Origin of the sequence: Pseudovibrio sp. W64 (genome assembly GCF_001623145.1) — a bacterium.
Lineage (GTDB): Bacteria > Pseudomonadota > Alphaproteobacteria > Rhizobiales > Stappiaceae > Pseudovibrio.
In genome coordinates this window covers 67690-83256 of record NZ_LMCI01000038.1, presented here as the reverse complement: position 1 = coordinate 83256, position 15567 = coordinate 67690, and the positions used below count along the sequence as shown (strand labels likewise).

The following is a 15567-nucleotide window of genomic DNA, read 5'->3' as shown; positions in this document are numbered from 1 at the left end:
ATATGGGTAATCAGGTCACAACAGAGCGCACCATACGGATTGAGAAGCTCACCTCTGCGGTATTTATGCCGTTTGGTGAACTGATTGAGACCGGCGGGACATCACCTATCCTAATCAACGAAGGCCGATGTGAGCGTTTTTCTGATCTGGCTGGTGTTGAGTTTATTGGTGGCCGCGCTGGTGTCAGCCTGTTTCAGGCAGAGCTTCGCAACCTGCCGCACACGCTGACGATGTTGGAGCGCCATCCATTGGGCTCGCAATGCTTCATTCCGATGAACCAGTCAGAATATCTTGTCATAGTCGCCGAAGATGAAGGTGGACGGCCTTCATCACCTCGTGCGTTTATGGCGAGTTCAACCCAGTCCATCAATATCAAACGGAACACATGGCACGGCGTTCTGACTCCCATCAACGGGTCAGGACTGTTCGCTGTTGTCGACCGGATTGGGGACGGAAACAACCTAGAAGAACACTGGCTGAAGGAGGCCTACTTAATAACGGAATAACACTGTGCGTCATTAGTAGGAGGGGACTAAATGACCAGCAATTCCATCGGGACACCAGAACAACTGCGTGATCCGAACTACACACCTGCCTTACATAAGGCGGTTCCACTTGGCATTCAGCATGTGCTTGCCATGTTCGTCTCAAACGTTACTCCGGCGATCATTATTGCCGGAGCTGCCGGATTTGGGTTTGGCTCTGATGCAGGGGCGCAGGGCTTCCCGGACATGACATACATGATCCAGATGTCCATGCTGTTTGCCGGAATAGCGACGCTTTTTCAAACAATTGGAATGGGAGCAGTTGGAGCCCGCTTACCGATTGTGCAAGGTACCAGCTTTGCTTTCATCCCCATCATGATCCCACTCGTTGCAGGTAAAGGTGTTGAAGCTTTGCCTGCTCTGTTTGGAGGCGTGCTTATTGGTGGTTTGTTCCATGCCATTCTAGGGATGTTCATTGGCCGCATTCGCTTTGCCTTACCACCGCTGGTGACTGGTCTTGTCGTAACCATGATCGGTCTGGCGCTGGTGAAAGTGGGCATTCAGTATGCTGCTGGTGGTGTGCCTGCTATTAGCAAGCCTGAGTATGGAAGTATGCTCAACTGGTCTGCTGCGCTCATTGTTATTCTCGTCACGCTTGGCTTGAAGTTCTATGCCCGCGGAATCCTAGCAGTATCTGCCGTGGTGATTGGCATCCTTGCAGGATATCTTTACGCGATGATGGTCGGCATGGTGACTGTGGATGGGATTGCTACAAGCATTGGTCGCTCTGCATCTTTCGCCCTGCCGATGCCATTCGCCTATGGTTTTGATTTCAGCCTTGCTGCTGTGGTTGGCTTTTGTCTCATGGCGTTTGTGAGTGCTGTTGAAACTGTTGGCGATGTCTCTGGCATCACCAAAGGCGGTGCAGGACGTGAGGCGACCGACAAGGAGATCCAGGGGGCAACCTACGCTGATGGTTTTGGCACAGCCATAGCCGGTGTTTTTGGTGGTTTGCCGAACACATCCTTCAGCCAGAATGTGGGGCTGATTGCCATGACAGGTGTGATGAGCCGCCACGTGGTGACGATAGGCGCCTTGTTCCTCATCGTGTGCGGACTGATACCCAAGGTTGGAGCGATCATTCGCACAATTCCCATCGAAGTGCTCGGCGGAGGTGTGATCGTTATGTTTGGAATGGTGGTTGCCGCTGGCGTCTCCATGCTCTCCGACGTCAACTGGAACCGCCGAAACATGGTGATCTTCGCGATTGCGTTATCAATCGGCCTTGGTTTGCAGCTTGATCCAAAAGCTGTTCAGTATCTGCCTGACACGCTGCGCATATTGATGACAAGTGGCTTGCTTCCTGCAGCTCTGATCGCGATTGTGCTCAATCTTGTATTGCCAGAAGAGCTTACTGCCGAAGCAACGGAAGAAGTTTCAGGCGGCATGGCCTCACAAGAGGATGCACCACTAAAACCAGCAGGCTCCCAAGCCTAAAGAAACTCCCCTCGCCGTTTTGCTATGGCGAGGGGAGCTTCTCTTATAGTTTCTGCCATGCACCGCCGTTCTGAGAGCTTTTCACGGCTGTTTCAATGAAGTTCAGCCCATCCAACCCATCAGATACAGTCGGAAGCAGTTTGCTGCACTCGGGTTCTGACTGACCTAAAATGCGCGCAGCCAAAACATCAGCAAACTCGTTATAGATTGTTGCGAAGGCTTCCAGATACCCTTCCGGATGACCACCTGGAATGCGAGAGACTGCATTTGCGGCCTCTATTGCATCGGGGCCGCCACGTGTAATGCGGTAGCTTGACTTCCCATAGGGTGAGTAAACCAGATGGTTCGGGTCAGCTTGCACCCACTCAATACCGCCTTTGTCTCCATAAACGCGCAGTCTCAGCCCATTTTCGTTGCCCGGAGCAACCTGAGACGCCCACAGCATTCCTTTGGCACCATTTTCGTAGCGCAGCAGCATCTGCACATCATCATCCAGCACTCTGCCCTCTACGAAGCTTGTCAGCTCCGCCAAAACTTCCGTTGCTTTCATGCCGGATACGAAGGTGGCAAGATTGTAGGCGTGCGTGCCGATATCTCCGATACAGCCGCCTGCTCCGGATCGTTTTGGATCCGTACGCCAGCTGGCTTGCTTTTGGCCTGATTGCTCAATCGGCTCAGTCAGCCAATCTTGCGGGTACTCTACTTGAATCAGACGAATTCTCCCGAGTTCGCCTGCCTCAATCATAGCTTTTGCCTGCCGGATCATTGGGTAGCCGGTGTAATTATGCGTCAACAGGAACAGTTTGCCAGTTTCCTCAACCAGTTGAACAAGCTTTTCGCTTTCTTCACTCGTCGTTGTCATCGGCTTATCGCAGATGACATGGATACCAGCCTCGAGCATCGCGCGAGCTGCCGGATAGTGCATATGGTTAGGCGTCACAATGGCAACTACATCAACCGGATCATCCCGAAGCGGTTCTTTTTCTGCCATTTCTTCGAAGGAGGTATAGGCACGATCAGATGAGATATAGAGTTCTTCAGCTGAAGCTTTTGCCCGCGTTGGATCAGAAGAAAGGGCACCAGCAACAAGTTCATAGCGATCATCCAAACGCGATGCGATGCGGTGAACTGCGCCGATGAATGCACCCTGACCACCGCCGACCATTCCCAGACGCAGCCTACGTCCCAATTTTTTCGGAATATTCAACACTTGTTGTGGCTCAGCAGCTTCGACGGTCATTATGCATTCTCCATATTTCTCAGGTGCAGATATCGGTTAGCGCAACAGCACCACCTGAACCTGTAGGATCATCAAGTCTGAGATCGGTAATTGCAAATGCTCTTTTGCAAAAGTGTTGGTCATTTCAGAGAAACTGTTTCAAAATCCAGACTGAACTATTGCTGACTTAAGGGAGAGCAGAAGGTCTTATGCCGAACTCATCAGAGACCACCCGAGCCTATTACGAGAAGAATGCAGAGAGCTTTATCGAGCGCACACTGCATCTGGACATGGAGGAGCACTACCAACGGTTCCTCATGAGAGTACCGCCAGGTGGGCGAGTTCTCGATGCGGGATGCGGGTCCGGGCGTGATGCCTATGCTTTCAAGCAGCTTGGCTTTGAAGTTGACGCCTTCGATGCATCTGCTGAAATGGTGAAATCGGCTAGTAAACTGATCGGTATAGATGTCCAGCAAAACACATTTCAGGAATTTAACAGCGAGCAGGTTTACGATGCTATCTGGGCCTATGCCTCATTGCTTCACGTTCCTTATTCTGAACTTCCTCTCGCACTCACCAATCTCTGCAATGCCCTCAAGAATGGCGGGACCTTGTTTGCTTCTTTCAAATTGGGAGAAGGAGAAGTAAACCGCGATGACGGGCGTCGCTTTTCCATGATGACCGAAGCCCGCTTCAGCAACATCCTGCAGCAGGTCCCGAACCTACAGCTTCAAGATGCCCGCATTACGCTGAGTAATAAGCCCTACAGCCCTCACGAGAAGTGGCTTACGATGATCATTGAAAAAGTAGGTTAAAGAACAAATGGCGGAGAGTGAGGGATTCGAACCCTCGGAACACTTGCGTGCTCAACGGTTTTCGAGACCGCCCCGTTCGACCACTCCGGCAACTCTCCTAATTGATCCTCGTGGTGAGGATTGCGGGACAATATAAAGAAGCTTTCCCTTCGGCAAGCCCTGCGACCGCTATGCCGCAGATAACTCACAGCTCACGCGTCACCTCCCAATAAAAAACGCAGTGAGCGAACCCACTGCGTTGAAATGACTGTCCATTTCTGGAGAGTTATGCGGCTTGAACGTTTTCAAGGAAGGCTTTGATCGAGCGGTTAAACTGATCAGCTTCTTCAGAGATGCTGTCGGCCTGGTTGTTGATGTCTTCTGCCGTTTTGGTGGAGTTTTCAATAGTGCTGGCAACTTCCCCCATTTCGGACTCACCAATACGAGACTGATCAGAAGCATCGGTCACAGAACGCGCGATTTCGCCAACAGTTACAGACTGCTGTTCTACAGCTGCTGCCACTGCTGAAGAGCTGGTGGATAGCTTCTCCATCATGCTCGTCACTTTTTCGATGGAGCCAACGGCATCAGTAGACACCTGCTGGATCGCATGGATCTGCTGCGAGATTTCTTCCGTCGCCGTGGTGGTCTGGTTTGCAAGATGTTTCACCTCGGAGGCCACAACCGCAAAGCCTTTGCCCATCTCGCCAGCACGTGCGGCCTCAATGGTGGCATTGAGAGCAAGAAGGTTGGTCTGGTCTGCAATATCCTTAATTAGACTAACAACTTTTCCAATACGGGATGCAGTTTCAGCCAGCTCCTGAATTGTCTTGGACGTGTTGATAACAAGCCCACCAACTTCATCGGCAACGTCTTTGGAATTTACCGCTTCAGACGCGACTTCCTTAATGGAAAGAGACATTTCCTCACTGGCAGATGCAACAGTTGCCACTGATGTAGATGCGTGGCTTACCGCATCACCTGCTTTACCAGCTTTGTCAGAGACGCTTTCGACAGTGACGTTCAGAGCGAAGGAGGCTTCATGCAATGACTGGATTGCGGAGTTGAAACCGTCACCTGCAGCCGTTGCTGCTTTCTCGAACTCACGCACAAGAAGCGCAACTTTTTGCTCACGCTCCTGGCGGCGCTTGTTGTCTTCATCACGTTCATCGTTCAGCTGATTTCGCTCAATGGCGTTGGCACGAAACACTTCGAGGATCTTCGCCATTTTCGCGAATTCATCCCGGCCTTTGGTGCCTTCAATGTTGATTGAGACATCCCCGTTTGCCAACACGCCCATGGCTGTATGCAGGTTTGCGAGAGGGCGGGAGATACGCCACGCGATGTAGCCAGCAATCATCAGGCCGACAATCCCCATCGCAGCAGCCTGCAACAAGAAGCGCTGCATACTTGCAGCTGATGCATCGTTGTGAAGTGCCCTTGCTTCGGTCTCACCCGCTACACCAATATCATTAAGCTGTTTCGCAGCTGGGATCATTTCGTCCAACTGCTCCAGAGCGAAGACCATTTCCTCCTGAATGTCAGCATTCAGAGTTTCAATCTGCTCCAGCGTCTCTGTGTAGGTTGCCCAGAGTTCGCTTACTACCTGGGACGTTTCTTCTGGCATTTTCGCTGTTTGAATGACCATGCCAAACTGCTCAATGCGACTTTTGAAGGTGCTCTTTTCAATTTCATATCCGTCAACGCCAATGGTCCATTCCATGGCCTGAAGATCTTTTAGCAAACCAGCAACACGATGCGTGTCTTTGCTGACGTTCAGTTGCCGACGAGCCTTGTTGATTTCGAGCTGCATTGTGGAACTAGCACCCTGGAGGACTGAAATGAGACCTCCATCTGAGCTAGTTCCACGCTCTAGTGTCGCTTCAACCACAGCGCCAAATGTCTCAGAAAATCCGTAGGCATAGCCTTCCAGATTATCATAGAGCTCGTCTTCAATGCCCGGAACGCTTAGTGCGCGTGTTTCTTCAACCAGTACAACAACGCGTTCGCGTGCGTTTGCTGCAATGTCAGATGCCTCTACTTTCGGGTGAAGTAGAAACTCTCCACCAATTGCGCGCATACGATCAACTGCAGCACTGATCGCCTGTGCATTTTGCATCAGCTGGTTATAGGTCTGCGTATTTCTTTGAAATTCAGCATTCTGGCTGTTCATTTGGGAGAGGGAAATCAACGCCCCACCCAGCACAAGTATCGGCAACAACCCAAGAGCTGTAACTCTAGTTACGACGGAGTATATCCAGGCAAACTTTGGAATGCGCATTTTATGCCCCCCGCACGTATGCGGTTTAATTCATTGGATGATAATGATCGCGAGATTGTCACATACATTCCATATTCGGCGCTCATTTCTCCCCTAAGCACTTGTATGGAACATGCACAAATCTCTTTGCGCTATTGTTGGCTGGCGAAGGTTTATCGATCCTTAAAACAATCATAGAATGAACCTTAAAACGCAGCGTAATAGGTATTTGGACGTAACAATTAGATCGTAGGTATAAATCTGACAGCGCAACCATAGCGCGAATCACTCCAATACAGGAGCGTTCTTTGACAGTTGAGTATTCGTGACATAAATCTCACCTCTCGTATTTCTAATATAATTGGCGAGATTCTGCGTTGACATTCCAGAATGCCTGCGTATATTCCAGCAGCTCATAAATTGCGGGGAAACCCGTGTTTTCGCGCTGTCCGAGGCAAGACATCGAAACCGCCTTCTGGTTTTTTCCAGAGTTTGCGGTCGATCTCCCCAAAACGGGACGTTCCTAGAGCATAAAGGAAACGGTCGACAAAGTTCGCAGTTTGCTGCGACGCCAAAGGGTGCGCTTAGATAAGAAGGACATGCGCATGTTCGCAGTCATCAAAACAGGCGGTAAACAGTACACTGTTGCTGCTGACGATCTTCTGAAGATCGAAAAAGTTTCTGCCGAAGCTGGTGAAACAGTAACTTTTGACGAAGTTCTCATGGTTGGTTCAGATGCTGAAACCACCATTGGTGCACCAACCGTTGAAGGCGCTTCTGTTGTAGCTGAGGTTGTTGAGCAGGGTCGTGATCGTAAGATCATCATCTTCAAAAAACGTCGTCGTCAGAACTCCCGTCGTCGTAATGGTCACCGTCAGGCTTTCACTACTGTGAAAATCACCGACATCCTGACCAGTGGCGCTAAGCCAGCTAAAAAAGCCGCTGCTCCTAAGAAAGCTGCCGCTGCACCAGCTGCTGAAGGCTCCGACGATCTGAAAAAATTGCAGGGTCTTGGCCCAGCAATTGAGAAAAAGCTGAATGCTGCAGGTATCTCTACCTACGCACAGATCGCAGCTCTTTCTGCTGAAGACATCGCCCGCGTTGAAGAAGAAACTGGCACTAAAGGCCGCTTCGAACGTGATAACTGGGTTGCACAGGCTAAGGAACTCGCAGCGAAGTAATTCGCGCAAGTTTCTGTCCTAGAGATTAAACGAGGAGTACTTCGTTATGGCTCATAAAAAAGCTGGCGGTTCATCCCGCAACGGCCGCGACTCAGCTGGTCGTCGCCTTGGTATCAAGAAGTTCGGTGGCGAAGCCGTGATTCCTGGCAACATCATTGCACGTCAGCGTGGCACTAAGTGGCACCCAGGCGCAGGTGTTGGCATTGGTAAAGATCACACCATCTTTGCGACCGTCGAAGGCAAAGTTGCATTCGAAGAAAAACGCAATGGCCGAACATTTATTAATGTGATGCCGGTGGCACTCGCCGCCGAGTAACGCTGACGTGATAATCCAAATCGTCGGCGTCTCATCAGACCCCGACGGATTTGGAAAAATCCGGTTCAGATCGAAAGATCAGAAAAAGGGGAGATGGGATGCCATCTTCCCTTTTTCTTTGTCCAGTGAGATGGGCAGTAGACCGGAGTTAAAACCATGGTAGTTGAATACGAAGAAATCCCAGAAGAAAGCAGTTGCGTTGCGGCCGGGTCGCCGCAGGACACCGCGCGTCTTGTCATCGACCGAGCGCGCAAGGATGATTTGGCTGACATCCTGTTTTTAGCCAACAACCGTCGGATCGCTGAGAAGCTGACGAACATGCCGCATCCCTTCACGTATGAAGACGCTAAAGCGCTCGTGAAACGGTGTGATGTGCAGTTGCCATCTCAGGCAACGTTCGCGATCCGCATGAAGAACACTGGCCGTATTATTGGCGCTATCGGTTTCAACCCGCTTGCCGAAGACTTTGGTGCTGTGCACCTGGGTTATTGGGTGGGCGAGCCATTCTGGAACCAGGGATATGCGACAGAAGCTGTTCAGTCTGTTATCGAATTCGCGTTTGCTAACGGCGTTAAGGAGCTCTCCGCTTCTTGTCGCGTGAGCAATCCTGCCTCGCACCGCGTGCTGACCAAGTGCGGCTTTAAGCAGGACGGAACGACAAAGCTGCATTCTCTCGGCGCTATGGCCGTGGTGGATGCCACACGCTTTACACTGACCCGCAGCCAATGGATCGCGAATACGCGATGGGGCTCTGCTGGTTAAGTGATGCCAGATCAGCAGGTTGCAATGACAGCAACCTGCTTTCGGCAGCGTGATTGTTGTTTGGCTGTAACGGCTTACTCTCAACCACACAAAACCAGCAGGCTTTTACCTGATCCTGATGCAGTCGCTCTGTCTGCAATCCGGGTCATTAAGGCCATGCTGCGTTTTACCCTCACTTACCTACTTCAACGAACGATTAGAGAAACATGAGTTTGATTTACAAGGCCTTTTACAATGCTCACCACAACTATAGATACCCAAAGGCTGCAGCTGCGCCCGTTCCAATCTGACGATCTCCCTCGCTTTTGGGAGATCGGACCTTCTAACTATGAAATAGCACGCTGGCTCACCGGGTTAACGTGGCCTCCAACCATGATGGAAGCCGAAGCCTTTGTGGAACAGGCGTGCCTTGCAAATGCTAAAACGGACTCATTTCCGTTTGCCATCGACTGTAACGGACAGCTTATAGGCGGCGTTGAAGTCCAAAAATCCGGTGATCTCAAAGAGTTCCCGGAGCTACCAACCATTGGCTATTGGCTTTCCGAAGCCGCACATGGCCAAGGGTATATCACTGAAGCATGTGTTGCTGCGCTGCATTGGGGCTTTGCGCGCGCTGCATGTGACACCTTCGCCGCTCGTGTGTTTGCGACGAACTATCCTTCACAGAAGGTATTGAAAAAGCTAGGCTTTGAGCCTGCTGGTGTTTGCCTTCGGTACTCTAAACCTTTGCAACAAGACGTTGAGAATATCATCATGCATCTGCCGCGGGATCGGTTTGAGGCGTTGCATGGTGATGCGCATGTGATGATGGGAGCAGCACTATGACCACTTTTCCTCGCTTAAGAACGACCAGTCTGACACTTCGGGAGTGGAGAGAAACGGATGCACCTCGCGCGCTAAAACTCTTTCAAAATCAGAATATTACACGCATGCTAACCTCCAAGCCACATCCCTTTACAAAGGCAAATGCCGAAGCCTTTTTGCATAAAGTTATGCCTCACAATCTGAATGAAGTTTTGAATTGGGCAGTCGAGCTTAAAGGAGAAGTGGTTGGTGGTATTGGTGCCGGGCCGCTTGATAAAACACCAGACATGGGTTGGTGGCTTGCTGAAGAACATTGGCAAAAAGGCATTATGTTTGAGGCCGCTAGCGAAGCCTTGCGCTACCTTCTTCTTGAACGCGAACTCCCCAAAATCATTGCGGATGCATTCAGCGATAACAAGGGATCGCAAGCGCTGATGCGCAAGCTTGGTTTTGTTAATACCGGGCAAGGAATGGGGAGCAGTCTAGCTCGTCTGGCTGGCACTTATCCTACAGAAGAGTTCGCCATATCCCCGCTTGATTTCATCGCAGCACAACAGCTCAGAGTGCAGGAGGCAGCACAATGACCACTTTTCCTCGTTTGAGAACGACCAGCTTGGCACTGCGGGAGTGGAGAGAGACGGATGCGCCTCGCATTCTTAAATTGCTGCAAAATCAGAATGTTACGCGTATGCTGGCGAGTGCTCCGTATCCTTATACCAAAGCGGATGCTGAGGTCTTTCTGCAAAGGTTTATGCCCAGAGACCTTGGCCATGGAGTGAACTGGGCCGTTGAGCTGCAGGGGGAAGTGGTTGGTGGCGTTGGTGCTGGCCACCTTTCCAGAAAACCTGAACTCGCCTTTTGGCTTGCAGAAGAGCATTGGAAAAAAGGCATTATGTATGAGGCAGTTAGTGAGGTTCTCCGTTACTTGCTGCTGGAACGTGAGCTGCCTTCCATCTTTGCCGATGCCTTTAGCGACAATGCGGGATCTCAGGCACTGATCCGAAAACTTGGGTTTGTTCATACCGGACAGAATGAGGGACGAAGTCGTGCACGCCTCGCGGGCAATTATCCGACAGAAGAGTTCCTCATATCCCCGCTTGATTTCATCAGTGCACAGCAGTCCAGAGCGCAGGAGGCAGCGCAATGATTTTTCCGGAATTACAAACCAACCGTTTGATTTTAAGAGCACTTCAGCCGGATGATTATCCTCGGCTGCGGTTCCTGTTTTCTGATTTTGATGTGGCGCGGATGACTGCCAGCTTTCCGCATCCGATCACTAATGAGTGGGCGCATGAGTTTATCACTCGTAGTCATTCTAATGATCTGAATTCGGATGTGGTTTGGGCGATTGATAATGGTACCGGCTTCATCGGGTCCATTGGTGCACACCGGATCGGCAAATCTGCTTCTTTGGGCTATGCACTTGGAAAATACTACTGGCGGCGGGGTTATATGAGTGAAGCCGTGCAAGCCGTTGTAAACTATCTACAAAATGAGCGTTGCGTTGAGAACGTTGATGCGTGCGTTTTTTTGGAGAATCCTGCGTCATTCCGCGTTCTTATGAAGAACGGCTTCGTTCCAACCTCTGTCTGCACGCATTCCTGCGCTTCCAGAGAGTCCGACGAAATTGAGACCCAAAATTTCGAACTCAAGCTGGCACAGTCTGCTGAGCAACCACAGCTTGCCGTGGCGGGGATAAGATAGGATGGCTTTTCCAGAGCTGAAAACAGACCGTCTTCGATTGCGCATGCTTGAAGACGGTGATCTGGATCGCCTTGTCCAGCTGGCGAACTCTTATGCGATTGCGAGCATGCTCTCTGGCATGCCGCATCCGTTTACAGAAGAGACTGGCAGGTTCTACATCCATCGCGGCAAAACCAATGATCCTGCCAGTGTTGTGTTATGGGCCATTGATGATGGAACTGGCCTTGTCGGTTGCATCTGGTCAAAGTTTGAGGATGTAACTAGCTGGACCGGTTATTGGATGGGTGAGCCTTATTGGGGGCGTGGCTACATGAGCGAAGCGCTGCGCACAGTTCTGCGTTTCGGATTTGAGCGGCGCTTTGTGACGAGCTTTGAGGCTGGTGTGTTTGCCGACAATCCCGCCTCCTCTCACTTGTTGGATAAGATGGGCTTCAGCAAAGTGGGCGAAGAAACTATCCCCTCTAAAGGACGCGGTGATATCATGGTTCCACATCTCCGGCTTGCATTGCCCAAAGCCGATTTTGTGGACCTAGCAGAAGCGGAAGGTTGAGCGCCATGACAACCCAAAGCACCTTTCCTATTCTACGCAGCGAGCGACTTGTTCTGCGAGAGATGCAATCTGAGGACTTGGAGCGGCTTTGTGCGTATCTGGGGGATTTTGAGGTCTCCAAGTCGCTGAGCAGTCAACCGCATCCGTTTTTGGAAGCGGATGGGCGGGATTATATTGAGCAGGCGCTTGCCAACAACACAGCTGAGAATGTGACCTGGGCAATTGAGCTTGATGGGCAGTTTTGTGGTGGTTTTAAAGCGAAGGAATTGCGTGGAGCTGCGAGCGTTGGTTACTGGCTTGGGCGCGAGCATTGGGGCAAAGGACTAATGAGTGAGGCTTTGCGTGTTGTTCTTGGTTATCTGTTTGAAGCGCGGGCGCTGCATGTGGTGCGGACCGGAGTGTTCAAGGAGAACCCGGCCTCCATGCGGGTGCTGACCAAGATGGGTTTCAAGATTACTGGTGAGGCTAAACACGCCTGCCGCGCGCGGGGCAATGTGGAGTTTGATGAAATCCAGCTTCAGATAACCCGAAATGACTTTCTTCGGCTGACTAATTCAGACGTGAATTCGTGAGTATTCAAAATGTTTCCTGACCTAAAAACAGACAGGCTGATACTGCGCCAGTTCAGGCATTCTGATCTGGAGCCACTTTGCAAGTTCACCGACAATTTCGCAGTTAGTAAAACACTCTCTGAAGTGCTTTACCCTTATTCCAAGGCAGACGGAGAATGGTGGATCAACTACTGCCTGACCACTCCACTCTCAGAGAAAATCGCCAGGGTGATTGAGGGGCCAGCTGGCTTTTCCGGCGCGATCACTCTGATGAAGCTTCAAAGCGGCAAGCCAATTCTTGGGTATTGGCTTGCTGAGCATCTGTGGGGCAAAGGCTATATGAGTGAGGCTGCTCAGGCCGTTACTGCATATGGTTTTGAGACACTTGGCCTGCCCACGATTTATACCTCTGCGCTTGAAGAGAACCCCGGAAGCCTGCGCGTTCTGACCAAACTGGGTTTTCAGGAGGTTGGAAGAGGCTTTTCAACACCGCGCTCCCGGCCAGAAGAGAAGCTGCCGAATATTTCTCTCAGTTTAACGCGGGAACAGTGGGCAGCACGACATATCCCTGCCTAACGACCATCATGGAATTACAGAGTGCTTGCGGCACAGCGACCAAGCACTCCAAAACGCAACAAGTTGGATTAATGATGTTTCCTGAACTCAAAACAAACCGCCTGACACTCCGCCAGTTTCAGCAGGGTGATCTGGAGCCAATCTGCGAGTACATCAGCAATTTTGAAGTCAGCAAGATGCTGACTGTGGTGCCTCACCCTTACACAAAAGCGGATGGGGAATGGTGGTTGAACCACATCAAGGAGACACCGCTAAGCGAAGAAACGAACTGGGTTATTGAATCCGAACATGGGTTCTCAGGCGTCATTGGAATACGCATTCCAGAAGATGGCTTCCCGCGCATTGGTTATTGGCTGGGTCAACCGTTCTGGGGCAAAGGCTATATGAGCGAGGCAACTGAGGCGGTGGTCAATTACTGCTTTGAGGAACTGGGTGTGAGCAAAGTGACTTCCGGCGCCTTTGAAGAAAATGACGGGTCTCTGAATGTGCTGGCGAAGAACGGCTTCCAGACAATCGGCTCGGAGCCAGAAAAAAGTCGCGCTCGCGGAGAAGAAGAAGTCACTCTTATCAACGTGGAGCTCACCCGGCATTTATGGGAAGCCATGCGGGCGGTGACGGTTTGAAGATGAATTGCTTGTCGCGTGCCGATGGGTGCGCGCGACAAGTTTTGGGATCAGTCGAATAGCAGCGGTATCATGATGTGCATGGTGCTGTGCATGAAGATGAGAAAACCCGGACCGGCCAGAAAAAACAGGCTCCCCATTATGATGCCGGGAACGAGAATGCGTGTGGCGATCAAGTTCCACAATAAGATGCTATCCAGTTCTCCAAGCTCATGAAGGAAGACAAAAGCTAGTGCTGCGATGAGGATTGCAGTGCCAGCAGACCAGAACACGCGATATCTGTGCTCAACGCCTGCCAGCAGTTTAAACATTCCGAAGAAGACCAGCGCACTCAATAACATGCGGAAGACGAGTTCTTCGCCGTAACCTGCAACCATGCCAAAGAGATAGCCTGGACGAGAGCTTTCTTCTGCCGGGACGAAGTCAGGCAGTTCACTCCCAAAAAATGCCCAGATAATGCATGTGATGATGATTGCTGTGCTTACACCGCTCACGATCTGCAAACCGGGCGTGTGCTTTATCAAGCCTGCCCAGCCGAGTTTGTTAAAGCAAAACCAGCCCAAGAGCAGTGAGGTGAAAATGATGAGCCAGGTAGAGACGTAAATTGGCACGATCTTGATGAACGGATCTGCCCAGAAAATCTGACTTGTGTCCTGTTCGGTGAAAACCAACAGGCCAATGCAATAGAGAACAAAGACCTGAGCCCAGACGATTGTTGCCATGAGCTGGTTGCGAAAGGTGGTGGGGAAGTAGTTGTGTTGGGAAGAGGATGTCATTGTATTTCCTCCGCCTTCTCGGAGACATTGTTGAGAAGGTGAAATGGAGAGGAGGGCAACGTTTCAAACGATTTTGCTTGAGAGGCTGCCCTACACATCAATTCTGGCTCAGAGTTTCTGGCCGTTGTTGATGATGGTGGTCGATGCCGGGACTGCATTTACGACGGTTTGAAGCGCCATGCAGGCTTTCTCACTCGCCTCCACCAAAGAGGCAATCAGAGATGGGTCTTCTTGCGATTCGATGATGATGACTGTCTCGACGCCTTTTGAAACACCAAGCATGTCCGAGCCTTCTTCAGCGGTCATTCCCGGAATTCTGGACTGGAACTTCATTTTCTGCTCCAGCTTGATGGAGGAGATGTTCAGCTTCCGGGACTGAGCCAACCCATGCACATGCGTGAGCAGGCAGAAGCCGATACCCGCGGCCAAGTAAGACAATGGTGCGGGAGCTGTATCCGTGCCGCCAATGGATGAGCCTTCGTCGCAGAGAACTTCAAAAGCGCCAAAGCCGGGGACATTGGGCTGGACCACGCCGGTCTTGACTAAGCCGTCGCCTGTGAGCTCTGCGAGGAAATCGACCTCAAGCTCCATGCCGTCTTTCGACTTCTTGATTTTGTTTAAGCTGATGTGCTGGGGCGTTGGCATGGCTGCTGCCCGGGTCACGATGGGATGTGTCACAGTGTTCTTATCAAGCATCTCTACCTCCTTAAGTGTACGATACTGTACCGTACACTTAGCAGATAAAAATCACTTTCGTCAAGCATGGCTGTTTTCAGCTGGTCGGCGCTGGCTGAGATCAGGCGCCATATGCTTTCATGAAATCATGCACACATTGGCGAACATGATCCGAGATTTCCTGTAGAGTCGGTGCGGATTGAACGCCCAGCAGAAGAGCGAGGTGAGTGTCCTCGCGCAACATACCCATGAAGATGGCCGCTGCGTTTTCAGGATGTTCGATGGCGACGATGCCCAGACTGCTCGCCAGTTGGAGCTGCTGTGCAATGCTGGAGGTTGCCCGTTTAGGACCAAGCTGGAAGAATGATTTGGTAATATGAGGAGCGCGACTGCCCTCACCTATCAACATGCGCCAAAGGCCCAGAGTTCTGTCATCATAGATGAGGGTCAAGACAGCCTTGCCAAAAACAAAGAGAATCTCTTCAAGCTCCTGACGGGAGCCGCCATCTTCGTTTGAGTCGAGGGGTTTAATGGAGAGGGCAGGCCCTTCAGACAAGTTGCTGACAATCTCTGCCAACATTGCTTCTTTGTTTTTGAAGTGTCTGTAGACTGTGGTTTTGGAGGCGCGGGCGCGTCTGACGATCTCATCCATCGAGGTGTTGGCATAGCCAAGTTCGATGATCGCATCAGCTGCAATTTCTAAAAGCTCATTTTTCCGCTTTTCGCCGCGCGATACCTTTTTCTCTGATTCCATGCAGGTTTTCCGTCTCTCACGTGGGTACGATACCGTATCT

Annotated in this window: 19 protein-coding genes and 1 tRNA gene; 14 read left to right on the top strand and 6 right to left on the bottom strand. The window is 51.1% G+C overall.

All coding sequences use genetic code 11. From position 1 onward, the window contains the following. The first annotated feature begins 2 nt into the window (after positions 1–2). Together PsW64_RS16945 and PsW64_RS16940 are read left to right on the top strand one after the other, a co-directional pair. The gene (locus PsW64_RS16945; RefSeq protein ID WP_063304326.1) at positions 3–506 is read left to right on the top strand and encodes an ureidoglycolate lyase; all 504 of its coding nucleotides are present in this window, start codon (positions 3–5) and stop codon (positions 504–506) included. A 30-nt stretch (positions 507–536) separates the two neighbouring features. Beyond that, a complete protein-coding gene (locus PsW64_RS16940; RefSeq protein ID WP_063286546.1) occupies positions 537–1982 on the top strand; it encodes a uracil-xanthine permease family protein in 1446 nt (481 codons plus the stop codon). 43 nt (positions 1983–2025) lie between these two features. On the opposite strand, the gene PsW64_RS16935 is transcribed toward PsW64_RS16940, so the two are convergent. Then, positions 2026–3222 carry a Gfo/Idh/MocA family protein gene (locus tag PsW64_RS16935; RefSeq protein ID WP_063304325.1) on the bottom strand — a complete coding sequence of 399 codons (1197 nt, stop codon included), beginning with the start codon at positions 3220–3222 and terminating at the stop codon, positions 2026–2028. A gap of 188 nt (positions 3223–3410) precedes the next feature. On the opposite strand from PsW64_RS16935, the gene PsW64_RS16930 reads away from it, so the two are divergent. Then, positions 3411–4016, top strand: a complete 606-nt coding sequence (locus tag PsW64_RS16930) for a class I SAM-dependent methyltransferase (protein WP_208980851.1) — start codon at positions 3411–3413, stop codon at positions 4014–4016. Between the two features lie 8 nt (positions 4017–4024). Here the strand turns inward: PsW64_RS16930 and PsW64_RS16925 are convergent. Both PsW64_RS16925 and PsW64_RS16920 read right to left on the bottom strand, forming a co-directional pair. Further along, positions 4025–4114 (bottom strand) — tRNA-Ser (locus tag PsW64_RS16925). Between the two features lie 167 nt (positions 4115–4281). Further along, positions 4282–6276, bottom strand: a complete 1995-nt coding sequence (locus PsW64_RS16920; RefSeq protein ID WP_208980850.1) for a methyl-accepting chemotaxis protein — start codon at positions 6274–6276, stop codon at positions 4282–4284. A 584-nt stretch (positions 6277–6860) separates the two neighbouring features. On the opposite strand from PsW64_RS16920, the gene rplU reads away from it, so the two are divergent. The 11 genes from rplU to PsW64_RS16865 all read left to right on the top strand — a co-directional run bounded on the left by rplU (position 6861) and on the right by PsW64_RS16865 (position 13322). Then, complete coding sequence (gene rplU, locus PsW64_RS16915) at positions 6861–7436, top strand: 50S ribosomal protein L21 (protein WP_057461735.1); 576 nt, start codon at positions 6861–6863, stop codon at positions 7434–7436. A 46-nt stretch (positions 7437–7482) separates the two neighbouring features. After that, positions 7483–7752 (top strand): 50S ribosomal protein L27, encoded by a 270-nt coding sequence (gene rpmA, locus PsW64_RS16910; protein ID WP_057461576.1) that lies wholly within the window; start codon positions 7483–7485, stop codon positions 7750–7752. Between the two features lie 156 nt (positions 7753–7908). Next, positions 7909–8514, top strand: coding sequence for a GNAT family N-acetyltransferase (locus tag PsW64_RS16905; RefSeq protein WP_057461575.1), 606 nt, complete (start codon positions 7909–7911; stop codon positions 8512–8514). 234 nt (positions 8515–8748) lie between these two features. Beyond that, entirely contained in the window at positions 8749–9339 is a 591-nt protein-coding gene (locus PsW64_RS16900; protein WP_082826886.1) for a GNAT family N-acetyltransferase, read from the top strand. Further along, entirely contained in the window at positions 9336–9902 is a 567-nt protein-coding gene (locus PsW64_RS16895) for a GNAT family N-acetyltransferase (RefSeq protein WP_063299442.1), read from the top strand. The genes PsW64_RS16900 and PsW64_RS16895 overlap by 4 nt, the downstream gene beginning before the upstream one ends. Further along, a complete protein-coding gene (locus PsW64_RS16890; protein ID WP_063304324.1) occupies positions 9899–10465 on the top strand; it encodes a GNAT family N-acetyltransferase in 567 nt (188 codons plus the stop codon). Before PsW64_RS16895 ends, PsW64_RS16890 begins: the two co-directional genes overlap by 4 nt. Further along, on the top strand, positions 10462–11022 hold the full coding sequence (locus PsW64_RS16885; protein WP_063299444.1) for a GNAT family N-acetyltransferase: 561 nt from the start codon (positions 10462–10464) through the stop codon (positions 11020–11022). The genes PsW64_RS16890 and PsW64_RS16885 overlap by 4 nt, the downstream gene beginning before the upstream one ends. Before the next feature lies 1 nt (position 11023). Beyond that, positions 11024–11572: a GNAT family N-acetyltransferase gene (locus PsW64_RS16880; protein ID WP_063304323.1), complete on the top strand. Its 549-nt coding sequence runs from the start codon at positions 11024–11026 to the stop codon at positions 11570–11572. 5 nt (positions 11573–11577) lie between these two features. Beyond that, the gene (locus tag PsW64_RS16875; RefSeq protein WP_063304322.1) at positions 11578–12144 is read left to right on the top strand and encodes a GNAT family N-acetyltransferase; all 567 of its coding nucleotides are present in this window, start codon (positions 11578–11580) and stop codon (positions 12142–12144) included. Between the two features lie 9 nt (positions 12145–12153). Next, positions 12154–12699 (top strand): GNAT family N-acetyltransferase, encoded by a 546-nt coding sequence (locus tag PsW64_RS16870; RefSeq protein WP_063304321.1) that lies wholly within the window; start codon positions 12154–12156, stop codon positions 12697–12699. Between the two features lie 71 nt (positions 12700–12770). Then, entirely contained in the window at positions 12771–13322 is a 552-nt protein-coding gene (locus PsW64_RS16865) for a GNAT family N-acetyltransferase (RefSeq protein ID WP_208980849.1), read from the top strand. Positions 13323–13372: 50 nt separating this feature from the next. On the opposite strand, the gene PsW64_RS16860 is transcribed toward PsW64_RS16865, so the two are convergent. The 3 genes from PsW64_RS16860 to PsW64_RS16850 form a co-directional block, all read right to left on the bottom strand. After that, positions 13373–14098: a hypothetical protein gene (locus PsW64_RS16860; RefSeq protein WP_063304320.1), complete on the bottom strand. Its 726-nt coding sequence runs from the start codon at positions 14096–14098 to the stop codon at positions 13373–13375. Between the two features lie 108 nt (positions 14099–14206). Then, entirely contained in the window at positions 14207–14794 is a 588-nt protein-coding gene (locus tag PsW64_RS16855) for an OsmC family protein (protein ID WP_063304319.1), read from the bottom strand. 100 nt (positions 14795–14894) lie between these two features. Continuing rightward, a complete protein-coding gene (locus PsW64_RS16850; RefSeq protein WP_063304318.1) occupies positions 14895–15527 on the bottom strand; it encodes a TetR/AcrR family transcriptional regulator in 633 nt (210 codons plus the stop codon). Positions 15528–15567 lie beyond the last annotated feature (40 nt).